Consider the following 23,779-nt stretch of genomic DNA (forward strand, 5'->3'; position numbering starts at 1 on the left):
AACCAAGTGAAGAGAAGCATTGCTTCTCTTTTTTTATTCCTACCCAATATACCCTAAAAAGGGTATTGCCGCAGTATCTGCTTTCCCGTACCTTTGCTTCCAGATAAATTAAAAATAAAAGTTATGGCAAACATTAAAAAACAACTGACCGAACTTATCGGTAATACTCCTTTGCTGGAGTTGCAGAATATGTCAAAGTTACATCAGGCTCAGGCCACGGTAATAGCTAAGTTAGAGTATTTCAATCCGGGCGGAAGTGTGAAAGACCGCATTGCATTTGCGATGATTGAAGATGCCGAACGCAGAGGTATCCTGAAACCCGGATCGGTGATAATCGAACCTACCAGCGGAAATACCGGAGTGGGATTGGCGTGGGTTTCTACCGTAAAAGGTTATAAAACCATACTGACCATGCCCGAAACGATGAGCCTCGAACGTCAAAACCTGTTGCGTGCAATGGGTGCACAGCTTGTTCTTACTCCCGGAGCGAAAGGCATGAAAGGAGCCATCGAAAAAGCCAACGAACTGCGTGATGCTACTCCCGGAGCGGTTATCTTGCAACAATTTGAGAATCCGGCAAATCCGGCGGCACACGTGCGTACCACAGCCGAAGAGATCTGGAGAGATACCGATGGGAAAGTAGATGTGTTCGTAGCCGGAGTAGGTACGGGCGGTACGCTGAGCGGCGTAGGCGAAGGGCTGAAGAAGCATAACCCGAATATCGAAATCGTAGGTGTAGAACCGGATGCTTCGGCAGTGCTTTCGGGAGAAGCTCCGGGATTACATAAGATACAAGGAATTGGAGCCGGATTTGTTCCGAAAACTTATAATGCCGGTGTGGTAGACCGTATTATTCGTGTGACGGACAATGATGCCATCCGTACGGGCCGCGAGCTTTCGTTGAACGAAGGACTGTTGGTGGGCATCTCGTCGGGAGCTGCAACTTATGCAACCTTGCAGTTGGCGCGCCAGCCCGAATACGCCGGAAAGAACATCGTAGTCTTACTGCCCGATACGGGAGAACGATACCTCTCTACGGTGCTTTACGCTTTTGAGGAATATCCACTTTAACCCCATAAAACAAATACAACTTATGAGAACGAATGATTTACATTTTGAGACATTGCAACTTCACGTAGGACAGGAGGCGGCAGACCCGACTACCGACGCGCGTGCCGTACCTATTTATCAGACTACTTCGTATGTGTTTCACAACTCGGAACACGCGGCGGCACGCTTTGCCTTACAAGACCCCGGCAATATTTACGGTCGTCTGACCAATCCCACGCAGGAGGTGTTCGAGAAACGAATGGCTGCGCTTGAGGGCGGGGTTGCCGCTCTTGCCGTGGCTTCGGGAGCAGCTGCCATAGCCTATACATTTCAGAACATTACACGTGCGGGAGACCATATCGTGGCGGCAAACACCATTTACGGCGGAACGTATAACCTGCTGGCGCATACCTTGCCGGTTTCGGGCGTAATCACCACGTTTGTCGACCCCTCGGCTCCGGCAAATTTCGAGGCAGCCATCCGTCCGGAGACCAAACTGATTTTCATCGAAACCCTCGGTAATCCGCATTCCAACATTGTGGATATGGAAGCCGTGGCGGAAATAGCGCATCGGCATCACATTCCCCTTGTGGTGGACAACACGTTCGGAACTCCGTACTTGATTCGTCCCATCGAACACGGTGCAGACATCGTGGTACACTCTGCCACGAAGTTTATCGGCGGACACGGAACCAGCCTCGGCGGAGTTATCGTAGACGGCGGTACGTTCGACTGGCAGGCTTCGGGCAAGTTTCCGCAACTCACCGAACCCGACCCCTGCTATCACGGCATCCGTTTTACGGAGGTGGCAGGAAAAGCAGCCTTTGTAGTCCGCGTGCGGGCCATCTTGCTGCGCGATACGGGGGCAGCCATCAGTCCGTTTAACGCCTTCCTGCTTTTGCAGGGATTAGAAACCCTTTCGCTCCGTGTGGAACGCCATGTGGAAAACGCACTGAAGATTGTTGATTTCCTGAAGAGTCACCCCCGGATAGAAGCCGTTCATCATCCCGTCCTGCCCGAACACCCCGACCACGCGCTCTACTTGCGCTATTTCCCCAAAGGGGCAGGTTCGATTTTTACAGTGGATGTAAAAGGCGGAATACGCGAGGCACAGAAGTTTATCGATGCGTTAGAAATCTTCTCGCTTTTGGCTAACGTAGCCGATATGAAGTCGCTGGTCATCCATCCCGCTACCACAACCCACTCGCAGCTTACCGAGCGTGAGATGGAAGAGCAACATATCAAGCCGGGAACGGTTCGCCTCTCCATCGGTACGGAGCACGTAGACGACCTGATAGCCGACCTCGACCGCGCGCTGTCTCAAATATAATACTCCATTGCATCGACAATGCCGGCACGAAGCGCGTAACGAACCGCTTCGTGCGCATTGTTTACTTGCAGTTTCCGGAAGATGTTCTTGCGGTGAGTCATTACCGTATATACACTCAAGAAACGTTCCGATGCTATCTCCTTCGTGGTCTTGCCCATTGCCATTGCTTTCAGTATCTCTTTTTCAGTGGCAGTAAGTGGTGAATCATCCTCTTGGGTTTTCGTCTCTTTCTCCAACAGGGCAGAGGCTTTGGCGCATATAAACGGAATGCCGTTTTTAGCCTTCTCTAAACACGATTCGATTTCATCGAGCGATGAATCCTTCATCAAGATGCTGAATTTCGGATTACTGAATACCATGCGCCGGATGAACTCCTCGCTCAGTGCGTCGCTGAAAAGAATAAACAGCGAGGCAGGAAAACGCTCTTTCACCACAAGCAGCTGTTCGGCAGTGCAGTCGAAAAGCGTATAGTCGATAACCGCAACCGCCCTTTCTTCCGTCAGCAGCTTTTTAGTCAGTACATGGATGTCGTCAGCTTCCAAAACCTTGTCGAAACGTGTTATAGCGATAGTCTTCATACCCATACGGGTTATAGCTTGATTGTCGGAGAGGATTAAAGTATTCATTTTGTTCTTTGTTACGGATTGGGAAACTCGTAATCTATTTCGCGGAGCAGGAAGAAACCTTTTATGTTGGTATTTTGCGGCAGAGGCTGTCCGTTTTCGCTCATCACATCCTCCAAAAGGCGGTAAGCCTCTTTGAGGTCTTGCAAATACATGGAATCCATTAAGTCCATATATCGTCCTAAATCAATGATTGCGCCTATCACGCTCGGATTTTTAACTGACGAATACTTACGCTTGGTCGTTTTTTCAGCATATTGCAAGGCTCGCGTTGCGTTATTCTTCCAGAAATAGACTCCGTGTCCTAACCAATCATAATCATTGGTGCTTGTAGTGAGGATGTCATCACCGGATAAAACTTTGTCTACAACGGACTTATCGCATCCGTGAAAGCCTATTATCAACCCCGGACGACGGGAATATATAGTATCTTTCATGGATAATAGACTTTGGAGAGCTGATTCTTATTATCCAGCAAACCGATTTCTCTCAAGAATTTAGCGGACTCTTCCTTTGAGGACAGAATCTTCTTTCTCGCTTTCCTCATGCGTTTTTCGCGCGGGGTGAGCGATTTGCGCGCCTTTTTTGAGGAGGTTCCTTTGATAGGAGTGGTTGTTGCTGTCATGCGTTATCGATTTCTTTTCACAAAGATACTAATTTCTATGTCACTATCAAATGATGGTAGAGATTATTTCATACGGAAAGACAAACAGAAATCCTTACTGATATTTCAATATCCGTTGAGATGTTTAATAATGAATGTGTGGAAAAACTTATATTAGGAAGTGGGCGTTGACGGATTCGAACCGCCGACCCTCTGCTTGTAAGGCAGATGCTCTGAACCAGCTGAGCTAAACGCCCGAAGGGGGAAATTTTTCAAATTTACTTTTGGACTGTGGGCGTTGACGGATTCGAACCGCCGACCCTCTGCTTGTAAGGCAGATGCTCTGAACCAGCTGAGCTAAACGCCCCAAAAGCTATGTGCTTCCGAGAACAAGTTTTCGTTTTTGAGTGGGCGTTGACGGATTCGAACCGCCGACCCTCTGCTTGTAAGGCAGATGCTCTGAACCAGCTGAGCTAAACGCCCGAAGGTCTTGTTCTCATTTGCGGTTGCAAAGGTACAGCTTTATTTTAAATCTCCAAACATTTGCGGTAATTTTTTTACGTTTTTGCTGCAATTTTTTCGCGAAGGCGGTTGCGGATGCCCGCTTTCCGGTGGGTATTTTACCGTTTTTGCCGAAGATTTTTATAACCCGGCTTGGTGGGTTGTACGACTCACCTTAGCGGGTTATATAACTCATCAGGGTGGGTTGTATAACTCTCCATGCCGGGTTATAGAATGGTTGAGAAAGAAATGAGGAACAGTTGCCGACAGGCGGAGGTTTTTATGGGGATGAAGAAGAAAGAGGTCGGTATAAATGTCTGGAAGCGAGTATAAAAAATACGGATTCTTATAGAGATGTGCCGGCTCTTTGGGGTAGAACCGGAGGTGTCTGTAAGAATCCGTATCGGTATATGAAGGCTTCCCGCAGCGGCGGGAGGCTTTGCGGGATTACTCGGCAAAACGTTTGGCTTGTTCGGCTATCAGCGCTTCGTCATCGAAATAGTTAATCTTCATTGCGCGGCGCACCTCACTCATGGTTTGTGCGGCAGCTTCGCGCGCCACTTCGCAGCCCTTCTTCAGCATATCGTAGATGGCAGGGATGTCTTTTTCGTAGGCTTTGCGGCGTTCGCGGATGGGCGTAAGCTCTTCCTGCATAATGGCGGCAAGGAATTTCTTTACCTTCATATCGCCCAGTCCGCCGCGCGTATAGTGAGCCTTCAGTTCGTCCAAGTTCGGATAGTCGGGCAGGTAACGCTCGAAGTGTTCGGGGCGGCAGAAAGCGTCGAGATACGTAAACACGGTGTTTCCTTCCAGTTTTCCGGGGTCGCTCACCTTGATGTGGGTGGGGTCGGTATACATGCTCTTTACCTTCTTTTCCACCTCGTCGGCAGTATCCGACAGGTAGATGCAGTTGCCCAATGACTTGCTCATCTTTGCCTTTCCGTCTGTTCCCGGTAGGCGCAGGCAGGCAGCGTTATCGGGCAGAAGGATTTCCGGTTCTACCAGCGTTTCGCCATAAATGTAGTTGAAGCGGCGCACGATTTCGCGCGTCTGCTCAATCATCGGCTCTTGGTCTTCACCAACGGGTACGGTGGTAGCCTTAAATGCCGTGATGTCTGCCGCTTGGCTGATGGGGTAGGTGAAGAAGCCCACGGGGATGCTTGATTCGAACTTGCGCATCTGTATTTCGGTCTTTACCGTAGGATTGCGCTGGAGGCGCGATACGCTAACCAAGTCCATGAAGTAAAAAGTCAGTTCGCAAAGTTCCGGAATCTGCGACTGGATGAAGATGGTAGACTTGGCGGGGTCGAGCCCTACGGCAAGATAATCCAACGCTACTTCGATTACGTTCTGACGTACCTTTTCGGGATTTTCTATATTGTCGGTCAACGCCTGTCCGTCGGCCTCAAAAATAAATATCTTATCATACAATCCTGAGTTTTGAAGTTCTACGCGACGGCGTAACGAACCTACGTAATGTCCGATATGTAGTTTGCCGGTCGGACGGTCGCCGGTCAAGATAATTTTTTCTTTTCCCATAGTCAAATATGTTGTTTACTTTTAAATTGCAGCAAAGATAACTAAATACTTTGTTTTCTTCAAAATAAATTGTTTCTTTGCATAAATGAGGAGATGACGAATCGGCAGTTGTCCGACGGGCTATCTACCGATAGATATTGGTAACCGGAAGAAAACTTGGTATCTTCATATCCTGAAAACATACCTTTGCAGAAACCATAACAAAACTATCTATAACGATGAAAAAAGAATTAAAGAAAGTCTTAGTCTTAGGTTCAGGGGCACTGAAAATCGGACAAGCAGGTGAATTTGATTATTCGGGTTCGCAAGCACTGAAAGCTTTGCGCGAAGAAGGTATCCGCTCTGTATTAATTAATCCCAATATTGCTACTATCCAAACCTCGGAAGGCATCGCCGACCAAGTTTATTTCCTTCCCGTTACTCCTTATTTCGTGACGGAAATTATCAAGAAAGAACGTCCGGACGGCATTTTGCTGGCGTTTGGCGGACAAACAGCGTTAAACTGCGGTACGGAGCTTTATCGTAACGGAGTGTTGAAAGAATATGGTGTAGAGGTGTTGGGAACATCGGTAGAAGCCATCATGTATACCGAAGACCGCGACTTGTTTGTGAAGAAGCTGGACGAAGTGGAACTGAAGACTCCGATAAGCCAAGCGGTGGAAAACATGGAGGATGCTTTGACGGCTGCCCGCCGCATCGGTTATCCGGTCATGATTCGTTCGGCGTATGCGTTGGGCGGTTTGGGTAGCGGTATCTGCCCGAATGAAGAAAAGTTTATCGAACTGGCGGAAAGCGCATTTACCTTCTCGCCGCAGATTTTGGTGGAAGAATCGCTGAAAGGATGGAAAGAAATAGAGTTTGAGGTGATTCGCGATGCGAACGACCACTGTTTTACGGTGGCAAGCATGGAGAACTTCGACCCGCTGGGTATCCATACGGGCGAATCCATCGTGGTGGCTCCCACCTGTTCGCTTACCGCAGCGCAGGTTACCATGCTGCAGGAACTCTCCAAACAGTGCATCCGTCACCTCGGAATCGTGGGAGAATGTAACATCCAGTATGCATTCAATGCCGATACCGACGATTACCGTATCATCGAGGTAAATGCCCGCTTGAGCCGTTCATCTGCATTGGCATCGAAAGCTACGGGGTATCCGTTGGCGTTTGTGGCGGCTAAGATTGCGTTGGGCTATACGCTGGACGAAATCGGCGAAATGGGTACGCCCAACTCGGCATACGTAGCTCCGTCGCTCGATTACCTGATTTGCAAGATTCCGCGCTGGGACTTGACGAAGTTCGTAGGCGTATCGCGCCGCATCGGTTCGAGCATGAAATCGGTGGGCGAAATCATGTCTATCGGGCGCACGTTCGAAGAAATTATTCAGAAAGGGTTGCGTATGGTAGGACAGGGTATGCACGGCTTTGTGGGTAACGACCATACGAGATTCGATAATCTGGACGATGAGCTGGCTAATCCTACCGACTTGCGTATTTTCGCCATCGCTCAGGCGTTGGAAGAAGGATACAGCATTGAGCGTATCTTTGAACTGACGAAGATTGACCCGTGGTTCATTGGCAAGCTGAAGAACATCGTCGACTATAAAGCCAAGTTACAGACTTATAACTCGCTGGAAGAACTTCCGGCAGATGTGCTTCGTGAGGCAAAGGTATTGGGCTTCTCCGACTTCCAGATAGCACGCTTCGTGCTGAAGCCGAAGAGCGGAAACATGGAGAAAGAAAACCTTGCCGTGCGCGAGTATCGTAAGAAATTAGGTATCCTTCCGGCTGTGAAGCGCATCAATACCGTGGCTTCGGAACATCCCGAACTGACGAATTACCTTTACATGACATACGCAGTAGAAGGGCATGACATTAATTTCTACAAACATGAGAAATCGGTAGTGGTACTCGGTTCAGGAGCATACCGCATCGGTTCGTCGGTTGAATTCGACTGGTGTTCGGTCAATGCCATCCAGACTGCCCGTAAGTTGGGCTATAAGTCCATCATGATTAATTACAATCCCGAAACCGTATCTACGGACTACGACATGTGCGACCGTCTGTATTTCGACGAACTCTCGTTCGAACGTGTGTTGGATGTAATTGATTTGGAACAGCCTCGCGGTGTCATCGTTTCGGTAGGCGGACAGATACCGAATAACCTCGCCATGAAACTCTACCGCCAGTCTGTACCTATCCTCGGAACCTCGCCCATCTCTATCGACCGTGCCGAAAACCGTAATAAGTTCTCTGCCATGCTCGACCAATTAGGCATCGATCAACCTGCTTGGCAAGAGCTGACCAGCCTTGACGATGTAAAAGAGTTCGTAAAGAAAGTAGGCTATCCGGTATTGGTACGTCCGTCGTACGTACTGAGCGGTGCGGCGATGAACGTCTGCTACGACCAAGAAGAGCTGGAACGCTTCTTGCAGATGGCGAGCGAAGTATCGAAGGAATATCCGGTAGTGGTATCGCAGTTCATGCAGGAGACAAAAGAAATAGAGTTCGACGCTGTGGCACAAAACGGTGAGGTAGTGGAATACGCCATCTCCGAACACATCGAATACGCCGGCGTACATTCGGGCGATGCAACCCTTGTATTCCCGGCACAGAAGATTTATTTCTCTACCGCCCGCGAAATCAAGCGCATCAGTCGCCGCATAGCTAAGGAACTGAACATCTCCGGTCCGTTTAACATCCAGTTCCTTGCCAAGAAGAATGAAGTGAAGGTAATCGAATGTAACCTCCGTGCTTCGCGCAGCTTCCCCTTCGTATCGAAGGTATTGAAACGCAATTTCATAGAAACGGCTACCCGTATCATGCTCGACGCTCCGTATGCTAAGCCCGACAAATCAGCCTTCGATATCGACCGCATCGGCGTAAAAGCCTCACAGTTCTCGTTCGCCCGCTTACAGAATGCCGACCCGGTATTGGGTGTCGACATGTCATCGACCGGTGAAGTAGGCTGTCTGGGTGATGACTTCAACGAAGCCCTGCTGAATGCGATGATTGCTACCGGTTACAAGATACCTCAAAAATCAGTATTGTTCTCTTCAGGTGCAACGAAATCGAAAGTCGACTTACTCGATGCCAGTCACATGCTGAGTCAAAAAGGATATACGCTTTACGCTACGGCGGGAACAGCCGCATTCCTTAACTCGCACGGCATTCCTACCACACCGGTATTCTGGCCCGATGAACGTCCGCACGCCGAAAACAATGTAATGAAAATGATAGCCGGTCATAAGTTCGACCTGATAGTAAACATCCCGAAAAATCATACCAAGCGCGAATTGACCAACGGTTATCGCATTCGTCGCGGTGCCATCGACCACAACATTCCGCTGATAACCAATGCCCGTTTGGCAAAAGCCTTCATCGAAGCCTTCTGTCAGATGAGTCAGGAAGATATCCAGATTAAGAGTTGGCAGGAATATAAATGAAAAGTTGATATAATGTAATAAAAAGTGAGAGACCGTTTCCGAATAGGGAGATGGTCTCTTTTGTTTTTATGGGAGTATTTAAATTTTTACTTCTTAATTCTTAAATACTTCCGCACCCCATTCACTAACTTTCTGAATGCTTTTTCACCTAACAAGTCGATTAACAGTTTTCTCAGCCGATACTGCCAAGTGTTGCTTGCCTCCATCCACGTGTATGAGAAATAATGGATGGCGACAGTGTTTGGGGTGAGGGTGATGAAGCGGGACTGAAAACTCATGGGGCAGAAGTAATCGTCAGGATAGATGGTGAGATCGGGCAGATAAAGGGGAGAGCCATCTATTGTAAAACCTTTCTGCCGCAGGTCGTCAGCTATCAGATGGCTGTTTATATACTCGGTAATTCGGTCAATATGGAATGTCATGCCATCGTATCCTTTCAGCCAAGACGCAACCCATGTACCGTGTGCTTCCGAGCCTATCAGTGCAGTTTGAATAACCTTTTTACCTTTTGCGTTTATGTCTTTTTCATACCCAATAAATGCCTGATGATGTAAAAACGGGGTTAATGGTTTTAGCAACTCCACATCGGTATCCAAATAGATGCCTCCTTCGGTGTACAAGGCGTAAAGGCGGATTACGTCGGCAACGAAGGCCCACTTTTTTTCTTCCAATGCTTGTTGGGCAAAGGGGAAAAGATGGAGCGGAGAGTTGGTTTCGTTCCATTCTTTTATCTCGAAGTCGGGGCAATGTTTCTTCCACGAACGGATGCACTGTTTGGTTAGTTTGGGAAGCGGAGCTTTGCCGAACCAGCAGTAATGGATAATTTTAGGAATCATGGCGGTAAAGTGTTTGGGGCTTGCCGTTTATATATAGGTAAAAGAAGAGTCATTCCGAGGACGAACCGGAACAACTCTTCTCTTTACTTGCTATTCAAAAAAATGTTTAATTAAAACTGTTTTAACTGCCTTATTGAGCCGGATGTTCATACCAGTCTTTGTTCGTTGTTTTGTCGCTTTCTACCCATTTTACGAAATCGGGATAGAATTGATCAATTGTCATTTGCTCGGTTACAATCTGGTAATTCTGCGTCGGGATGTCTGCTGCATACGGGTGTTTATCATCTGTTGCCAATACATAGTTCAAAGCCGCTTCATCCAGCCCGTCCAATTTGGCATTTTGAGAGGGTTTCTGTTTTGTCAAATGGATTTCATAACCTTTTTCGTTTGTGGTGATAAACGGATTGAACATAGCGCCTATCGTATGGTTTTCAGCATCAGCATCCAATTTTGTTCCTGAAGGCCGGCAATCCGTGGCATCTCCTTCTCCATAACGTTCCCATGTAAATCCTAAGTCTACCGTACCCGTAATGGTTTCTTCACTCAAGCCTCCCATCGTTTGGTTCGAAGCCAAGTCGTACACATGAACCGGAGTTTCATGTACATCGTTCAGCATGAAGTCGAATGAACAGCCGTACCATGCACCGTCCCATTTCGGAGTAAAGGCGTAATCTACTGCACCTAAGTAGAGAGGAGGTGTTGAAGTACCCGTATTCGGATCGAAGTGGATATATGTTACACGTCTTAATGCATAAGTAGCTACAAAGTCGTTCATATCGTAGTCTCCAGCTTCAGGGTAATTGTCTTCGAACAACAGCGTTCCAGTCACAGGATTTTCTGTGTTTTGCAAATAGTAAGGAGGTATAGGCAGAGGCGGAACATCCTCATGGTCTATTGCTTGTTGCGGGTCGGTGGTTACAACAAATGTGAAGTCGTTGAAGTCACTTTCGTTATATTCCCAATGGCCTTCTTCCCACCACGGCCAATATGGCCAGCCTTCTTCCCAAGTATAAACAGGCTGGTCTTCAAAGGTATACACAAGCGCTCTGTTTTCGTGTGTAAAGACTGCAGATTGGCCAAGTCTGTCTTCATAAGCCTCTTGGCTTGTAAAGTAATAGTTCACACCGTTGTCATTCTCACTTTTCAATACGAAACCGATGCGGTCTCCGCTTACGAAATCAATAGGAGTGCCGTCTGCATTGCATAATTCCTTTGTTTCGTTTATATGTGGGTTCGGATCGTATCGCTTATCGTTGGTTGAATAAGGACCAAACAACTTATGATCTTCATTTACAAAGTTGCTGCGAATCCAATCTTCTGTAATGTTGTTTTGTTCTCCGTCTTTGTAAGTATAATAATACAATGTGTTATAATTCCATCCTTGTGCGTCGACAAATGTTACGCTTACATGGGCTTTAGGATAATTTTCATTGGTCTTTATACGAGTATCAATATTTACACCGTTTGTATATTGTGCAAACTGTTCCCGGTTGTCCTGATTATCAGGAAGCGCTTCTAATATACCTCCTCGGATTATGGTCATTTCATTATCAGAGAAAGGAGACTCTGTTTTTACTCCTAAACGAGAGCCTTCTGCTTTCAGTTCCAACCCATTTTCAGTCAGTGTTGCTTCTTGCCAAAGCGGACAGTTGATACCTGTTGACTGTACATATACAGTCTTTCCGATGTAAGCGGAAGGGAACGTGCTGACAGTTTGCAACTTACCGTTAGCGCCGGTAAATGAACGGAACAATAAGCGTGCGCTATTTCCTTCGCTTGGCAATTGGTCGTACACGCTGACTTGGGCGAATGACGGATAATCAATTTTCACCGGAAGGTCAGTTGTCATCTTAAAGTCAAAAGCAGCTTCGATTTCCGGATTAGTCGGTTCGTCTGTACCCGGTGCAGGAATGTTTTCTTCATCCGAACATGAAGCAAACCAAAGAGGCATTGATGCCAATCCCATGAGCATTAATGCGTTTCTCAATTGAAAATTTTTTCTCATGATTCTTTTTTTAGTTAAACATAAAAATCTTTGTCCTTCTTACTATTATAGCGGAATGTTCCACTTGCTATTTTTAATGGGATTTGTTTTTTTTGTTTTCCATAGTCAAAATAGCTTTTTACACGTGTGAATTGTAACCTTAGATTCCAATCTGTTTCTCTACTACCCTGTTTAAGTGTTATCGTGTAAGCTAACCGTTAACCAGAATAAAGATTTGTTATAACAACGTCACAAAAATAGCGGATGATTTTTCATACCATATTGTATATTCGTACAAATTTTATTGTTTTTTTGTACATTCTCCGTATTTCGATTTTTACATGTAACCTGAAAGGGTGATGTGTATGCCTTTTGGTGCGCCAAAACGCTATGGGAAGCGTTGGTCAGTCCATGCGGTAGCGCAGGCAAGTTCTTCCGCAAGAACCGGGTGGTTCTACCGCATGTGTTTTGAGGGTTGTGCGTATGAGATGGCATTCTCCATCGTTTGTTGAATAGTTATAAATAATGGGATTTTGTTTTGAAAAACAGAATTTTATATTCATCTTTGTAGCATGATAACTGAGTGACCAATGAGAATATTTACAGAACAGGCATTAAAAGAATATGCAGAAGCACATCCGGATGTCAAGGTAGCACTGCAAGAGTGGACTACCGTTGTGAAGAATAGCAAATGGACATGCTTTGCCGATGTAAAGAGAACTTTTAACAGTGTGGACAATGTAGGCAACCAGCATTATGTGTTCAATATCAGAGGGAATAACTACAGGCTTGTTGTAGTGATAAAATTTACAATACAATTCGTTTATGTCCGCTTCATTGGCACTCATGCGGAATATGATAAAATAGCAGATTGCTCTAAAATTTAAACTTATGACCAAGATAGAAACAAAAGCTCAGTATGAATGGGCTGTGAAAAGAGTGGAGGAGTTGCTCCCGGCTGTGACGGATGAAACGCCTCTTGATGACCCGAACAGCATTGAGTTGGAATTGCTTTCTAACCTTGTAGCCGATTACTCGGAAGCACATTTCGCTTTGGGGAAGCCGACGCTTGTCGATGTGCTCAAGCTTCGGATGTATGAGATGGGTCTTAACCAAAAGGCATTGGCAAAATTAATCGGGGTGAGTTCTTCACGTTTAAGTGATTATATTTCGGGTAAGTGTGAGCCTACGTTGAAAGTGGCACGCACGATAAGCCAAAAACTGAACATCGATGCGAATATTGTGTTAGGGGTTTAGAGCCTGTTCATAAAAAATATGGCCTGCAGGGAGGATAAATCCAATTCCTGCAAGCCATGACAGATAAAATATGTTTTTGCAAATCGGCTGTTAGAGCTTGTTTATGCAAACATCCGGCTCACGCGCTCAATACCCGCAGCCAGTGCGTCGACTTCTTCTTTCGTGTTGTAAAGTCCGAACGAAGCCCGTACCGTTCCCTCGATGCCCATGCGGTGCATCAGCGGTTCGGCGCAGTGATGGCCTGTACGGACGGCAATGCCCAAGCGGTCGAGCAGCGTCCCCATATCGAAAGGATGAATGTTTCCTACAAGGAACGAGATGACTGCCCCGCGTTCTGCCGCTTCGCCGAAAATGCGCATTCCGGGGATGGCTTTCAGTCGGGCGAGGGCATACGTGGTGAGTTCATGCTCATGCCGGGCGATGGCATCAATGCCGAGAGCAGAGACGTAATCGAGCGCTTTAGCCAGCGCGGTAGTGCCGATGTAGTCAGGAGTTCCCGCTTCAAACTTGAAAGGAAGTTCGTTGAATGTGGTTTTCTCGAAACTTACGTTCTTAATCATTTCCCCGCCTCCCTGATAAGGAGGAAGACGGTCGAGCCATTCTTCTTTGCCGTAAAGCACGCCCACGCCTGTAGGTCCGTAAATCTTGTGTCCGCTGAATACATAAAAGTCGGCATCCAAATCCTGCACATCAACTTTTATATGCGGAATGCTTTGCGCTCCGTCAATCAGTACTGGCACACCGTGGGCATGAGCCGTGGCGATGATGTCTTTAACCGGATTTACCGTACCCAATACGTTTGAAACGTGGGTGACGGAAACCAGCTTCGTACGCTCGGAAAACAGTTTTTCGTATTCGTCGAGCAAGAGTTCGCCACGGTCGTTTATCGGGATTACGCGCAGCACGATGCCCTTACGTGCCGCCTGAAGCTGCCACGACACAATGTTGCTGTGATGCTCCATAGCCGATACAATCACCTCGTCGCCGGCTTTCATTTGGCTGTCGGCAAACGTAGATGCCACGAGGTTGATGCTTTCGGTTGTTCCCCTCGTAAAGACAATTTCTGCCGTGGAGCGGGCATTGATAAACTGCCGTACGGTTTCGCGCGAAGCTTCGTGGAGGTTGGTAGCCTGTTGTGACAAGAAGTGTACACCGCGATGTACGTTGGCGTTTACCGAATAATATTCGTCGGTAATAGCCTCTACCACACAGCGCGGTTTTTGGGTCGTGGCACCATTGTCTAAATAAATCAGCGGCTTGCCGTAAACCGTGCGCGACAGTATCGGGAAGTCTTCTCTTATCTTATTGATATCGTACATACTGTTCATGGTAATTATTTGCAGATGGCGCATCCCTGACACTTGTTCAGTTCGCCTCGGAAACGTTTTTCAACCAACAGGTGCAGACGGTCTTTGAGCGCATCCATGCGGATGTTGTCGATAACTTCGTTGACGAAAGCAAACATCAGCAGCAGACGGGCTTCTTTGAGACTGATGCCGCGCTGACGCATGTAAAACAGTGCTGCGTCGTCTAACTGTCCTACGGTAGCCCCGTGCGAACATTTCACGTCGTCGGCATAAATCTCAAGTTGAGGCTGCGTGTACATACGTGCTTCGCGCGTAGCGCAAATGTTGCGGTTGGTTTGCTGCGCCGAAGTATGTTGCGCACCCTCGCGTACCAGTATCTTTCCGGCAAAAGCTCCCACGGCTTGGTCGTCTAACACGTATTTAAACAATTCGTTGCTCGTACAGTCGGCTACTTTATGGTCGATGAACGTATGGTTATCCACCTGTTCGTTCTTGTCGGCAATCGCCATGCCGCACAGGTTCAGTTCGGCACCTCTGCCCGATAACGTTACTTCCGTAGTGTTGCGGGTAGTTCCGTTATGAAGCGTAATACCGTTCAGCAGCACATTGCTGTCTGCCTGCTGGTCGACGTACAAATTACTGAGGCGTACGGTGCTGTTATGCGTCTCCTCCAGTTCGTAAAGGTCGAACGAAGCATTGTTGCCAACAAACACCTCGATTACTTGTGTGGAAAGGAAGTTCACCTCATCCATAGCATGGTCGCAAATCAGCAGTTTGGCTTGCGCATCATCCTCCACTATAACCAAGATGCGGCGGTTTACCATCGAATTGACATCCGCGCGCAGAATGTTTACCAACTGAATAGGCTTGTCCATTACCGCGCCTTTGGGAATATACATCAGTACGCCGTCTTGCGCGAACATGGTGTTAAATGCCGTTATTGCATCTTTCGACGTATCCGCCAGTTTGCCATAATACCGTTTCACCAGTTCGGGATGTTGTTCCGCCATATCCTTCAGGCTGCCGAAGATAACCCCTTCGGGCAACTGTCCGGTGGGCTGCACCTGCTTGTAAAACGAATCGTTCACCACGAAGTAAAGCGAGGTACTCATGTTAGGCACATCGCACTTAAATACCTCGTAGGGATTAACCGGGAAAGTCAGCCGGTTGAGGTTCAACCCATAATCCGGAGCGAAATATTTGTCGACATCCGTGTATTTATACTTTTCCTGCTTACGTGTAGGGAAGCCCAACCGCTCAAAATCGGCAAAAGCCGTGGCGCGCGGGGCATTCAAAGCCTCGGCACTGTGTCGGCAAATCATGGCTTCACATTGCGTAAAAAGGTCGATATATTGTTGTTCTGCTTTCATTGTTAAATCTCTCCCAGTTCTTTCTTAATCCAGTCGTAACCCTTTTCTTCCAACTCCAGCGCCAATTCCGGTCCGGCAGTCTTTACGATTCGTCCTTTATAAAGCACGTGTACGACATCCGGTTTGATGTAATCGAGCAGTCGCTGGTAGTGCGTAATAACGATGCAGCTCGTTTCCGGCGTTTTCAGTTTGTTTACTCCCTCAGCCACGATGCGGAGCGCATCAATATCCAGTCCGGAGTCAGTCTCATCAAGGATACTCAACTTCGGTTCGAGCATTGCCATCTGAAAGATTTCATTCCGTTTTTTCTCTCCGCCGGAGAACCCCTCGTTTACCGAACGGTTAGCCAGCTTGCTGTCCAGTTCCACGATTTCGCGCTTCTGGCGCATCAGTTTCAAAAACTCGCTGGCGGTGAGGGCAGGTAGTCCCTTGTATTTGCGGTGTTCGTTCACTGCCGCACGCATGAAGTTCACCATGCTTACGCCCGGAATCTCTACCGGATATTGGAACGAAAGAAACAACCCCTCACGGCTGCGGTCTTCCGCCGAGAGCGACAGGAGATCTTTCCCGTCGAATGTAACCGAACCTTTAGTCACTTCGTAAGAAGGGTGTCCTACCAATACATTGCTTAATGTACTTTTACCGGAACCGTTCGGTCCCATGATGGCATGTACTTCGCCCGATTTTACGGTAAGGTTGATGCCTTTCAATATCTCTTTGCCATTGATGCTGGCATGTAAGTCTTTTATTTCTAACATAACAAATCAATTAAATATTTTATCCTACACTTCCTTCCAAAGAAATGCTGAGCAACTTCTGAGCTTCTACGGCAAACTCCATCGGTAGTTTGTTGAGTACCTCTTTGGCATAACCGTTCACAATCAACCCTACGGCATCTTCGGTAGAAATGCCTCGCTGGTTGCAATAAAACACTTGGTCTTCTGATATCTTAGAAGTAGTAGCTTCATGCTCTACTACAGCAGTTTCGTTGTGGATATCCATGTAAGGGAATGTATGTGCTCCGCAATGGCTTCCCAACAAGAGCGAGTCGCACTGGCTGAAATTGCGTGCATTGTCGGCTTTTTCTGCCACTCGAACCAATCCGCGGTAAGAGTTCTGGCTCCGTCCGGCACTGATACCTTTACTTACGATGGTAGAGCGCGTATTTTTGCCCAAATGAATCATCTTCGTACCCGTATCTGCCTGCTGGAAGTTGTTGGTTACGGCAACCGAATAAAACTCAGCCGTGGAATTGTCTCCACTCAAGATACAGCTTGGATATTTCCATGTGATGGCAGAACCGGTTTCAACCTGTGTCCACGATAATTTGCTGTCTACGCCTTTACAGTTACCACGTTTGGTAACAAAATTATATACACCGCCTTTACCTTCGGCATCGCCCGGATACCAGTTCTGCACGGTAGAATACTTTACTTCTGCACGGTTAAGCACCACGATTTCTACAATGGCAGCATGTAACTGGTTTTCATCGCGCATCGGAGCCGTACATCCTTCGAGATACGATACATAACTGTCATCGTCGGCAACGATAAGTGTGCGTTCGAACTGTCCGGTGTTGGCTGCATTGATACGGAAGTAAGTAGAAAGCTCCATCGGACAACGGACTCCTTTCGGAATATAAACGAACGAACCGTCGCTGAATACGGCAGAGTTAAGTGCGGCAAAGAAGTTATCGCGATAACCCACTACCGAGCCTAAATATTTCTTCACCAAATCAGGATGTTCGCGTACAGCCTCGCTGATGGAACAAAAGATGATACCTTTTTCCATTAATGTCTCCTTAAAGGTTGTCTTTACGGAAACCGAGTCCATGACGGCATCTACCGCCATACCGCTCAAAGCCATTTGTTCCTCCAGAGGGATACCTAACTTATTGAATGTTTTGATTAATTCAGGGTCTACCTCATCCATGCTTTTCGGACCTTCTTTCTTTTTGGTCGGATCGGCATAATAAGAGATGGCCTGATAATCAATTTCAGGAATGTTCAGATGTGCCCATGTAGGCATTTCCATTGTCAGCCAATGGCGATATGCTTTCAGGCGGAACTCCAACAGCCATTCCGGTTCGCCTTTCTTGGCAGAAATCAGTCGAACCACATCTTCGTTCAGTCCTTTTTCAATAATATCTGTATGAACATCAGTCGTGAAGCCATACTTGTACTTCTCTTGCGTCAGTTCTTTTACATATTTATTGGGTTCTTGCATAATCAGTATTTATTAAGTGTTGAGTAACGTCTTTTACGACGGGAATAAAAATTCCAGAAAATCTTTTCATAGGATAATATAACACCGACGCTTGCTTTTTTGTTGGTTGAATTAAGGTATTTTCCGTATCTACATATTCGATGAAATAGATAACGATACTTGCTAACAAGCCGTACTTAATGACTCCCAATCCGGCTCCTAACCAGCGGTTGACAAAACCCAAACGGATGACATCAAGCGCTTTGGTTAGCATACCTGCAATGATGCATAAACCAATCGGGACAAGCATCCAAATGATGACGAAGGCCAAAATTTGAGAAAAAGTGACAGAAGCCCCCATTTCTGCTGCTAACCGTTTGCCCACAGAAACGAATAAGGCACGTGCTACCAAAAGTCCGGCGATTAGCCCGACTATGGATGCCAATTGATTGAGGAAACCTTTCATGAAACCCAAAATGGCTCCGATGGCAATCACAGCTATTATTATCCAGTCAAGCGTTTCCATATTCAGGAAATTGAAAGTTGAGAATCGAAAGCCGTCAATGAACGGTATGTGAAACCCCATTCATTGACAACATTCAGTTCCCAACTTCCAACTATATTATAAACTTTGTTTTACTTCTATTTCTTCGTAAGTTTCAATAACATCGCCTACCTTCAAGTCATTGCAAGCCGTTAAACTGATACCGCATTCGAAGTTCGCTCCAACCTCTTTTACATCGTCTTTGAAGCGTTTCAGTGCATTGATATTTCCGGTAAATACTACGATACCGTCGCGGATAAGACGAGCCTTGTCGCTGCGTTTTACCTTACCTGTTTTCACCATTGCACCGGCAACCATACCCACTTTGCTGATGTTGAACACTTCGCGCACTTCAAGTGTAGCTGTAACTTGCTCTTTCAGCGTAGGAGCCAACATACCTTCCATTGCCGATTTTACTTCTTCGATGGCATCGTAAATAATAGAATACTTACGGATATCCACACCTTCTTGCTCAGCCAGTTTGGCAGCATTGTTTGACGGACGGACTTGGAAACCTACGATGATAGCATCTGAAGCGGCTGCCAAAGACACATCCGATTCGGAGATTTGACCTACGCCTTTGTGGATAACGTTTACCTGAATTTGTTCGGTAGAAAGTTTAATCAGCGAGTCGCTCAATGCTTCTACCGAGCCGTCTACGTCGCCTTTTACAATGACGTTCAGTTCGTGGAAATCTCCCAATGCCAAGCGGCGACCCACTTCATCCAGCGTAAGCATCTTCTGGGTACGCAGTCCTTGTTCGCGCTGTAACTGTTCGCGCTTGTTGGCTATTTCGCGGGCTTCTTGGTCAGTGTCGAATACATGGAATGTGTCGCCTGCTGCCGGAGCACCGTTCAATCCGAGGATTAATACCGGTTCTGACGGACCGGCTTCTTTCAACCGCTGATTACGCTCGTTGAACATCGCCTTCACCTTTCCGTACGAAGTACCTGCAAGCACGATGTCGCCCACGTGTAACGTACCGTTCGAAATCAATACCGTAGCCACATAACCACGTCCCTTATCCAGTGACGATTCGATGATAGATCCGGTTGCTTTGCGGTTCGGATTGGCTTTCAAGTCAAGCATTTCAGCTTCAAGCAATACTTTTTCCAACAACTCCTGTACACCGATACCTTTTTTAGCCGAAATATCTTGCGACTGATATTTACCTCCCCATTCTTCTACGAGGAAGTTCATCGAAGCCAATTCTTCTTTTATCTTGTCCGGGTTGGCATTCGGTTTATCTATTTTATTGATGGCAAATACGATAGGTACTCCGGCTGCCATTGCATGGTTGATAGCTTCTTTGGTTTGCGGCATGACATTATCGTCGGCTGCCACAATGATAATAACCACATCGGTAACCTTTGCACCACGCGCACGCATGGCTGTAAACGCTTCGTGTCCCGGTGTATCGAGGAATGTGATGCGGCGTCCGTCTTCCAGCTTGACGTTATAAGCTCCGATGTGCTGTGTGATACCACCGGCTTCACCGGCGATTACATTTGCCTTGCGGATATAATCAAGCAAAGACGTCTTACCGTGGTCAACGTGACCCATTACGGTAACAATCGGAGCGCGAGGTTGCAAATCTTCCTCGGCATCTTCTTCTTCCTCTATTGCCTGAGCCACTTCGGCACTTACATATTCTGTTTTGTAACCAAATTCTTCCGCAACCAAGTTAATAGCTTCTGCATCCAAACGCTGGTTGATAGACACCATGATACCCACGCTCATACACGTAGAGATAACTTGCGTAACAGGAATATTCATCATGCTTGCCAGTTCGTTTGCCGTTACAAACTCGGTAAGTTTCAATACCTTGCTTTCTTCCTGTTCCAGTTCCTCCTGTTCCATTTGGCGGTTCTGGATATTTTCACGTTTTTCTTTACGGTATTTGGCAGCTTTGTTCTTTCCTTTGTTTGTCAGGCGGGCCAATGTCTCTTTTACCTGCTTGGCAACGTCTTCATCGCTCACTTCCTGTTTGATAATCGGCTTCTTGAAACGGTCTTTGCCATGTTTTCCGCCTCCTTGTTGCTGCGAGCCTTTGTTCGATTTTTCTGAGCGTGACGAAGCACCGTTTCCCGAAGCATTAACCGGATTGTTTATATCAATCCGTTCTTTGTTAATGCGGTTACGTTTTTTCTTTTTGTTAGTTGCATCGTCAGCATTTGCCTTGTCGGCTTTTTCGTCCGTTTTACGTATTTCCTTGATGATGGCATCTTTCATTTGCTTGCGCTGTTCTTGGCGCAATTTGTCTTTCTCTTCGCGTTCTTTCCGCTTTTCTTCTTTTGATTTTTTCTTCGGACGGGTAGACTGGTTCAATGCTGCAAGGTCAATTTGCCCTACTACATTGATTTTAGATTTAAACTCAGTCGGTCGGATTTTAAAAATCTCTTCTTCCTGTTTCTCAGAAGTCGGTTGGGCTTCTTGTTGAGGTGTTTCTTTCTTTTCTTCTTCCATCGGCTTTGATTTCAATTCTTCCGTTTCTGTTTTCGTCGGTATCTGTTCTTCAGTGTTATTGTTTTCCGGTTGTGCTGCGGGTACTTCTTCCACTGCTGCCGGTGTGGGCGCAGTTTCTTCTTTTTGAGGTTCGGCCGCAATTTCAGTATCTTTCGGTTCGGTAGTTTCCGCTTTGTTCTTTTTGTTAAGATTATCCAAGTCTATCTTGCCTACCTGTTTGAATTTAGGACGCACCTCTTCGGGCACGACGGTTTCTATTACCTCCGGCTTTTTCATTTCCGGATGTAAATCTTCGATAGACACGGAGGCTTTATTGCGGTCTTTGTTTTGCCGTTCTTGAAAAATCTTCTCCGACTTTATTTTCAAATCCTTGTCTTTGCTGAACTCTTTTACGAGCGCAGCATACTGTTCGTCTGTAATCTTGGTATTGGGATTCGCCTCAATGGTGTAGCCTTTTTTCTGCAAAAAATCTACTACCGTAGTAATCCCTACATTTAAGTCTCTTGTTACTTTATTTAATCTAATCGTCATACGCTTTGTTAAATTGAAAAATTGAAAAATGAAAATTTTAAAAGTCGGAGAAGAACAAACAGATTATTCTTCGAATTCGGCTTTCAAAATTCTCAATACGTCGTCTACCGTATTTTCTTCCAAGTCTGCTTTTTCAACCAACATTTCACGCGGAGCGTTCAGTACGCCTTTGGCAGTATCAATGCCGATACTCTTGATGGCGTTGATAACCCATTCGTCGATTTCGTCTTTAAATTCGTCCAAATAGATATCTTCGTCGGTTGCATCTTCGTTCAGTTCACGATATACATCGATGGTATATTCGGTAAGCATACTTGCCAGTTTGATGTTCAACCCGCCTTTACCGATAGCCAGCGAAACCTCTTCGGGTTTCAGGTAGACTTCTGCTTTTCTGTCTTCTTCGTGCATTACGATAGAAGAAATCTTAGCAGGACTCAAGGCACGCTGGATAAACAGTTGGATGTTTGACGTGTAGTTGATTACATCAATATTTTCGTTACGAAGTTCGCGTACGATTCCGTGAATACGCGAGCCTTTTACACCCACACATGCACCTACTGGGTCGATACGTTCGTCGTATGATTCGACGGCAATCTTTGCGCGTTCGCCGGGGATACGGGCGATGCGTTTGATAGTAATCAGTCCGTCGTTGATTTCCGGTACTTCCTGTTCGAACAGACGCTGCAAGAACACGGGCGAGGTGCGGCTCAAAATAATCTTCGGGTTGTTATTTTTGTTGTCAACACGTGCTACGACAGCGCGCACCGTTTCTCCCTTGCGGTAAAAGTCGCTCGGAATCTGTTCCGTTTTGGGCAGCAGCAACTCATTGCCTTCGTCGTCCAGCAAAAGGATTTCTTTTTTCCACGTCTGGTATACTTCGGCGCTGATGATTGTTCCCACCTTATCTATATATTTATTATATAAACTGTCTTTTTCCAGTTCCAGTATTTTCGAAGCCAACGTCTGGCGCAGGTTCAGGATGGCACGGCGTCCGAACTTTTCAAAGATAACCTCGTCGGTAACCTCTTCGCCGATTTCGTACGATGTGTCTATTTTGCGGGCTTCCGTCAGCGAAATCTGCATGTTGGGATTGGTCAGCTCATCGTCTGCCACCACCTCGCGGTTACGCCATATTTCGAAGTCTCCTTTGTCGGGGTTTACGATAACGTCGTAATTCTCGTCCGTACCAAACATTTTTGCAATAACGCTACGGAACGATTCTTCCAACACGCTCACCATTGTGGTGCGGTCGATATTCTTTAGTTCTTTAAATTCCGAGAATGTGTCAATCAAGCTGACTGTTTCTTCTTTCTTCGCCATGATTATTTAAAGCTAATTAAGTATTTGGTATATTTTATTTCCTCGTAAGTAAATGTCAGGTTCTGTTCTACCAATTTCGGGCGTTTCGCTCCCTCCGGTTTCACTTTAACCTCGATGGTTATCGTAAAGTTTTCCTCGTTGGCATCCGCCAGTACGCCGGTATACTTTTTACCGTCTTTAGCCAATACTTCCACGTCTTTTCCGATGTGAATCTGGTACTGCTTCAAAACCTTAAACGGTTGTCCGATACCTGCCGAGCCTACTTCCAGCTCGTAATCCTCTTCTTCGCGGTTCAGTTTCGATTCGATGTAACGGCTCAGTTCCACACAATCGTCAATCCATACTCCTTCGGCATGGTCGATTTCCACTACGATTTTGTCATCCGGATTAACGGTTACGTCTACCAGAAAATAATCTTTATCTTCCAGCCATTCTTCTACTATCCGGGTTACAATGTTTTTATCTATCATGTATAAACTATTAAGAATAAAAAAAGGAGCTTGACCGCCCCTCCACCTTTCATCCATTTCGGACGCAAAGATATAAATAATATAATGTATTGCAAAATAATGGGATAAATATTTTTTGAAACACAGCGCTCTGCAGCGCTTGAGAAATAATGTGTTGTGTGATGCGTTCTATGGGTTCGGAAATAATTGTTACCCGTAAAGATTCGTTTTTATGGCAGGGTAAAACGCTTCCGCATGTGTTCATCAACTCATCCCGAAAGACCGGATAACTTATCGGCTTGCGTTACTTGGTTTGTCGGGATGAATTTTTTGACGGTTTGCAGTTGTAAAAATCTCTTTCGTGAGAGGGTGTTTATTTCTTGATTTTCGTTATCTTTGAGCCTTACTTTAATTTACATG

Annotated in this window: 19 protein-coding genes and 3 tRNA genes; 5 read left to right on the forward strand and 17 right to left on the reverse strand. The window is 46.4% G+C overall.

Going from position 1 to position 23,779, the window contains the following annotated elements; genetic code table 11:
• Window positions 1–123: 123 nt before the first annotated feature.
• On the forward strand, window positions 124–1,071 hold the full coding sequence (gene cysK / locus H9626_RS07055; RefSeq protein ID WP_191710046.1) for a cysteine synthase A: 948 nt from the start codon (window positions 124–126) through the stop codon (window positions 1,069–1,071).
• A 22-nt stretch (window positions 1,072–1,093) separates the two neighbouring features.
• Complete coding sequence (locus tag H9626_RS07060; RefSeq protein ID WP_191710047.1) at window positions 1,094–2,380, forward strand: O-acetylhomoserine aminocarboxypropyltransferase/cysteine synthase family protein; 1,287 nt, start codon at window positions 1,094–1,096, stop codon at window positions 2,378–2,380.
• On the opposite strand, the gene H9626_RS07065 is transcribed toward H9626_RS07060, so the two are convergent.
• The 7 genes from H9626_RS07065 to trpS all read right to left on the reverse strand — a co-directional run bounded on the left by H9626_RS07065 (window position 2,371) and on the right by trpS (window position 5,647).
• Window positions 2,371–3,006, reverse strand: a complete 636-nt coding sequence (locus tag H9626_RS07065) for a helix-turn-helix transcriptional regulator (RefSeq protein ID WP_191710048.1) — start codon at window positions 3,004–3,006, stop codon at window positions 2,371–2,373. The two genes, H9626_RS07060 and H9626_RS07065, sit on opposite strands and share 10 nt — an antisense overlap.
• An 11-nt stretch (window positions 3,007–3,017) precedes the next feature.
• Window positions 3,018–3,440, reverse strand: a complete 423-nt coding sequence (locus H9626_RS07070) for a hypothetical protein (RefSeq protein ID WP_191710049.1) — start codon at window positions 3,438–3,440, stop codon at window positions 3,018–3,020.
• Entirely contained in the window at window positions 3,437–3,628 is a 192-nt protein-coding gene (locus tag H9626_RS07075) for a hypothetical protein (protein ID WP_191710050.1), read from the reverse strand. The genes H9626_RS07070 and H9626_RS07075 overlap by 4 nt, the downstream gene beginning before the upstream one ends.
• A 161-nt stretch (window positions 3,629–3,789) precedes the next feature.
• Window positions 3,790–3,864: transfer RNA gene (locus H9626_RS07080), tRNA-Val, on the reverse strand.
• Between the two features lie 35 nt (window positions 3,865–3,899).
• Window positions 3,900–3,974, reverse strand: a tRNA-Val gene (locus tag H9626_RS07085).
• A 41-nt stretch (window positions 3,975–4,015) separates the two neighbouring features.
• Window positions 4,016–4,090 (reverse strand) — tRNA-Val (locus H9626_RS07090).
• A 465-nt stretch (window positions 4,091–4,555) separates the two neighbouring features.
• Window positions 4,556–5,647 carry a tryptophan--tRNA ligase gene (trpS, locus tag H9626_RS07095; RefSeq protein WP_178256728.1) on the reverse strand — a complete coding sequence of 364 codons (1,092 nt, stop codon included), beginning with the start codon at window positions 5,645–5,647 and terminating at the stop codon, window positions 4,556–4,558.
• Window positions 5,648–5,865: 218 nt separating this feature from the next.
• On the opposite strand from trpS, the gene carB reads away from it, so the two are divergent.
• Window positions 5,866–9,090 (forward strand): carbamoyl-phosphate synthase (glutamine-hydrolyzing) large subunit, encoded by a 3,225-nt coding sequence (carB, locus tag H9626_RS07100; RefSeq protein ID WP_178256727.1) that lies wholly within the window; start codon window positions 5,866–5,868, stop codon window positions 9,088–9,090.
• Between the two features lie 86 nt (window positions 9,091–9,176).
• On the opposite strand, the gene H9626_RS07105 is transcribed toward carB, so the two are convergent.
• Both H9626_RS07105 and H9626_RS07110 read right to left on the reverse strand, forming a co-directional pair.
• Window positions 9,177–9,926, reverse strand: coding sequence for a glycosyltransferase family 32 protein (locus tag H9626_RS07105; RefSeq protein WP_191710051.1), 750 nt, complete (start codon window positions 9,924–9,926; stop codon window positions 9,177–9,179).
• A gap of 130 nt (window positions 9,927–10,056) precedes the next feature.
• Window positions 10,057–11,913 carry an LruC domain-containing protein gene (locus tag H9626_RS07110; protein ID WP_225230914.1) on the reverse strand — a complete coding sequence of 619 codons (1,857 nt, stop codon included), beginning with the start codon at window positions 11,911–11,913 and terminating at the stop codon, window positions 10,057–10,059.
• 587 nt (window positions 11,914–12,500) lie between these two features.
• Here H9626_RS07110 and H9626_RS07115 point away from each other — a divergent pair.
• Window positions 12,501–12,797, forward strand: coding sequence for a type II toxin-antitoxin system HigB family toxin (locus H9626_RS07115; RefSeq protein ID WP_191710053.1), 297 nt, complete (start codon window positions 12,501–12,503; stop codon window positions 12,795–12,797).
• Window positions 12,798–12,801: 4 nt separating this feature from the next.
• Entirely contained in the window at window positions 12,802–13,167 is a 366-nt protein-coding gene (locus tag H9626_RS07120; protein ID WP_178256723.1) for a helix-turn-helix domain-containing protein, read from the forward strand.
• A 101-nt stretch (window positions 13,168–13,268) separates the two neighbouring features.
• On the opposite strand, the gene H9626_RS07125 is transcribed toward H9626_RS07120, so the two are convergent.
• The 8 genes from H9626_RS07125 to rimP all read right to left on the reverse strand — a co-directional run bounded on the left by H9626_RS07125 (window position 13,269) and on the right by rimP (window position 23,380).
• Window positions 13,269–14,486: an aminotransferase class V-fold PLP-dependent enzyme gene (locus H9626_RS07125; protein ID WP_191710054.1), complete on the reverse strand. Its 1,218-nt coding sequence runs from the start codon at window positions 14,484–14,486 to the stop codon at window positions 13,269–13,271.
• Window positions 14,487–14,500: 14 nt separating this feature from the next.
• Entirely contained in the window at window positions 14,501–15,844 is a 1,344-nt protein-coding gene (sufD, locus tag H9626_RS07130; RefSeq protein ID WP_191710055.1) for a Fe-S cluster assembly protein SufD, read from the reverse strand.
• 2 nt (window positions 15,845–15,846) lie between these two features.
• Window positions 15,847–16,602, reverse strand: a complete 756-nt coding sequence (gene sufC, locus H9626_RS07135; protein WP_178256720.1) for a Fe-S cluster assembly ATPase SufC — start codon at window positions 16,600–16,602, stop codon at window positions 15,847–15,849.
• Between the two features lie 19 nt (window positions 16,603–16,621).
• Complete coding sequence (sufB, locus tag H9626_RS07140; RefSeq protein ID WP_178256733.1) at window positions 16,622–18,076, reverse strand: Fe-S cluster assembly protein SufB; 1,455 nt, start codon at window positions 18,074–18,076, stop codon at window positions 16,622–16,624.
• Window positions 18,054–18,575, reverse strand: coding sequence for a CvpA family protein (locus tag H9626_RS07145; RefSeq protein WP_178256719.1), 522 nt, complete (start codon window positions 18,573–18,575; stop codon window positions 18,054–18,056). The genes sufB and H9626_RS07145 overlap by 23 nt, the downstream gene beginning before the upstream one ends.
• Window positions 18,576–18,671: 96 nt before the next feature.
• The gene (infB, locus tag H9626_RS07150; RefSeq protein ID WP_178256718.1) at window positions 18,672–21,590 is read right to left on the reverse strand and encodes a translation initiation factor IF-2; all 2,919 of its coding nucleotides are present in this window, start codon (window positions 21,588–21,590) and stop codon (window positions 18,672–18,674) included.
• 63 nt (window positions 21,591–21,653) lie between these two features.
• Window positions 21,654–22,910 carry a transcription termination factor NusA gene (nusA, locus tag H9626_RS07155; protein ID WP_178256717.1) on the reverse strand — a complete coding sequence of 419 codons (1,257 nt, stop codon included), beginning with the start codon at window positions 22,908–22,910 and terminating at the stop codon, window positions 21,654–21,656.
• A 2-nt stretch (window positions 22,911–22,912) separates the two neighbouring features.
• Window positions 22,913–23,380: a ribosome assembly cofactor RimP gene (rimP, locus tag H9626_RS07160; protein ID WP_178256716.1), complete on the reverse strand. Its 468-nt coding sequence runs from the start codon at window positions 23,378–23,380 to the stop codon at window positions 22,913–22,915.
• Window positions 23,381–23,779: the final 399 nt, after the last annotated feature.

The organism is Phocaeicola faecium, from assembly GCF_014837055.1.
GTDB lineage: Bacteria > Bacteroidota > Bacteroidia > Bacteroidales > Bacteroidaceae > Phocaeicola > Phocaeicola gallinarum.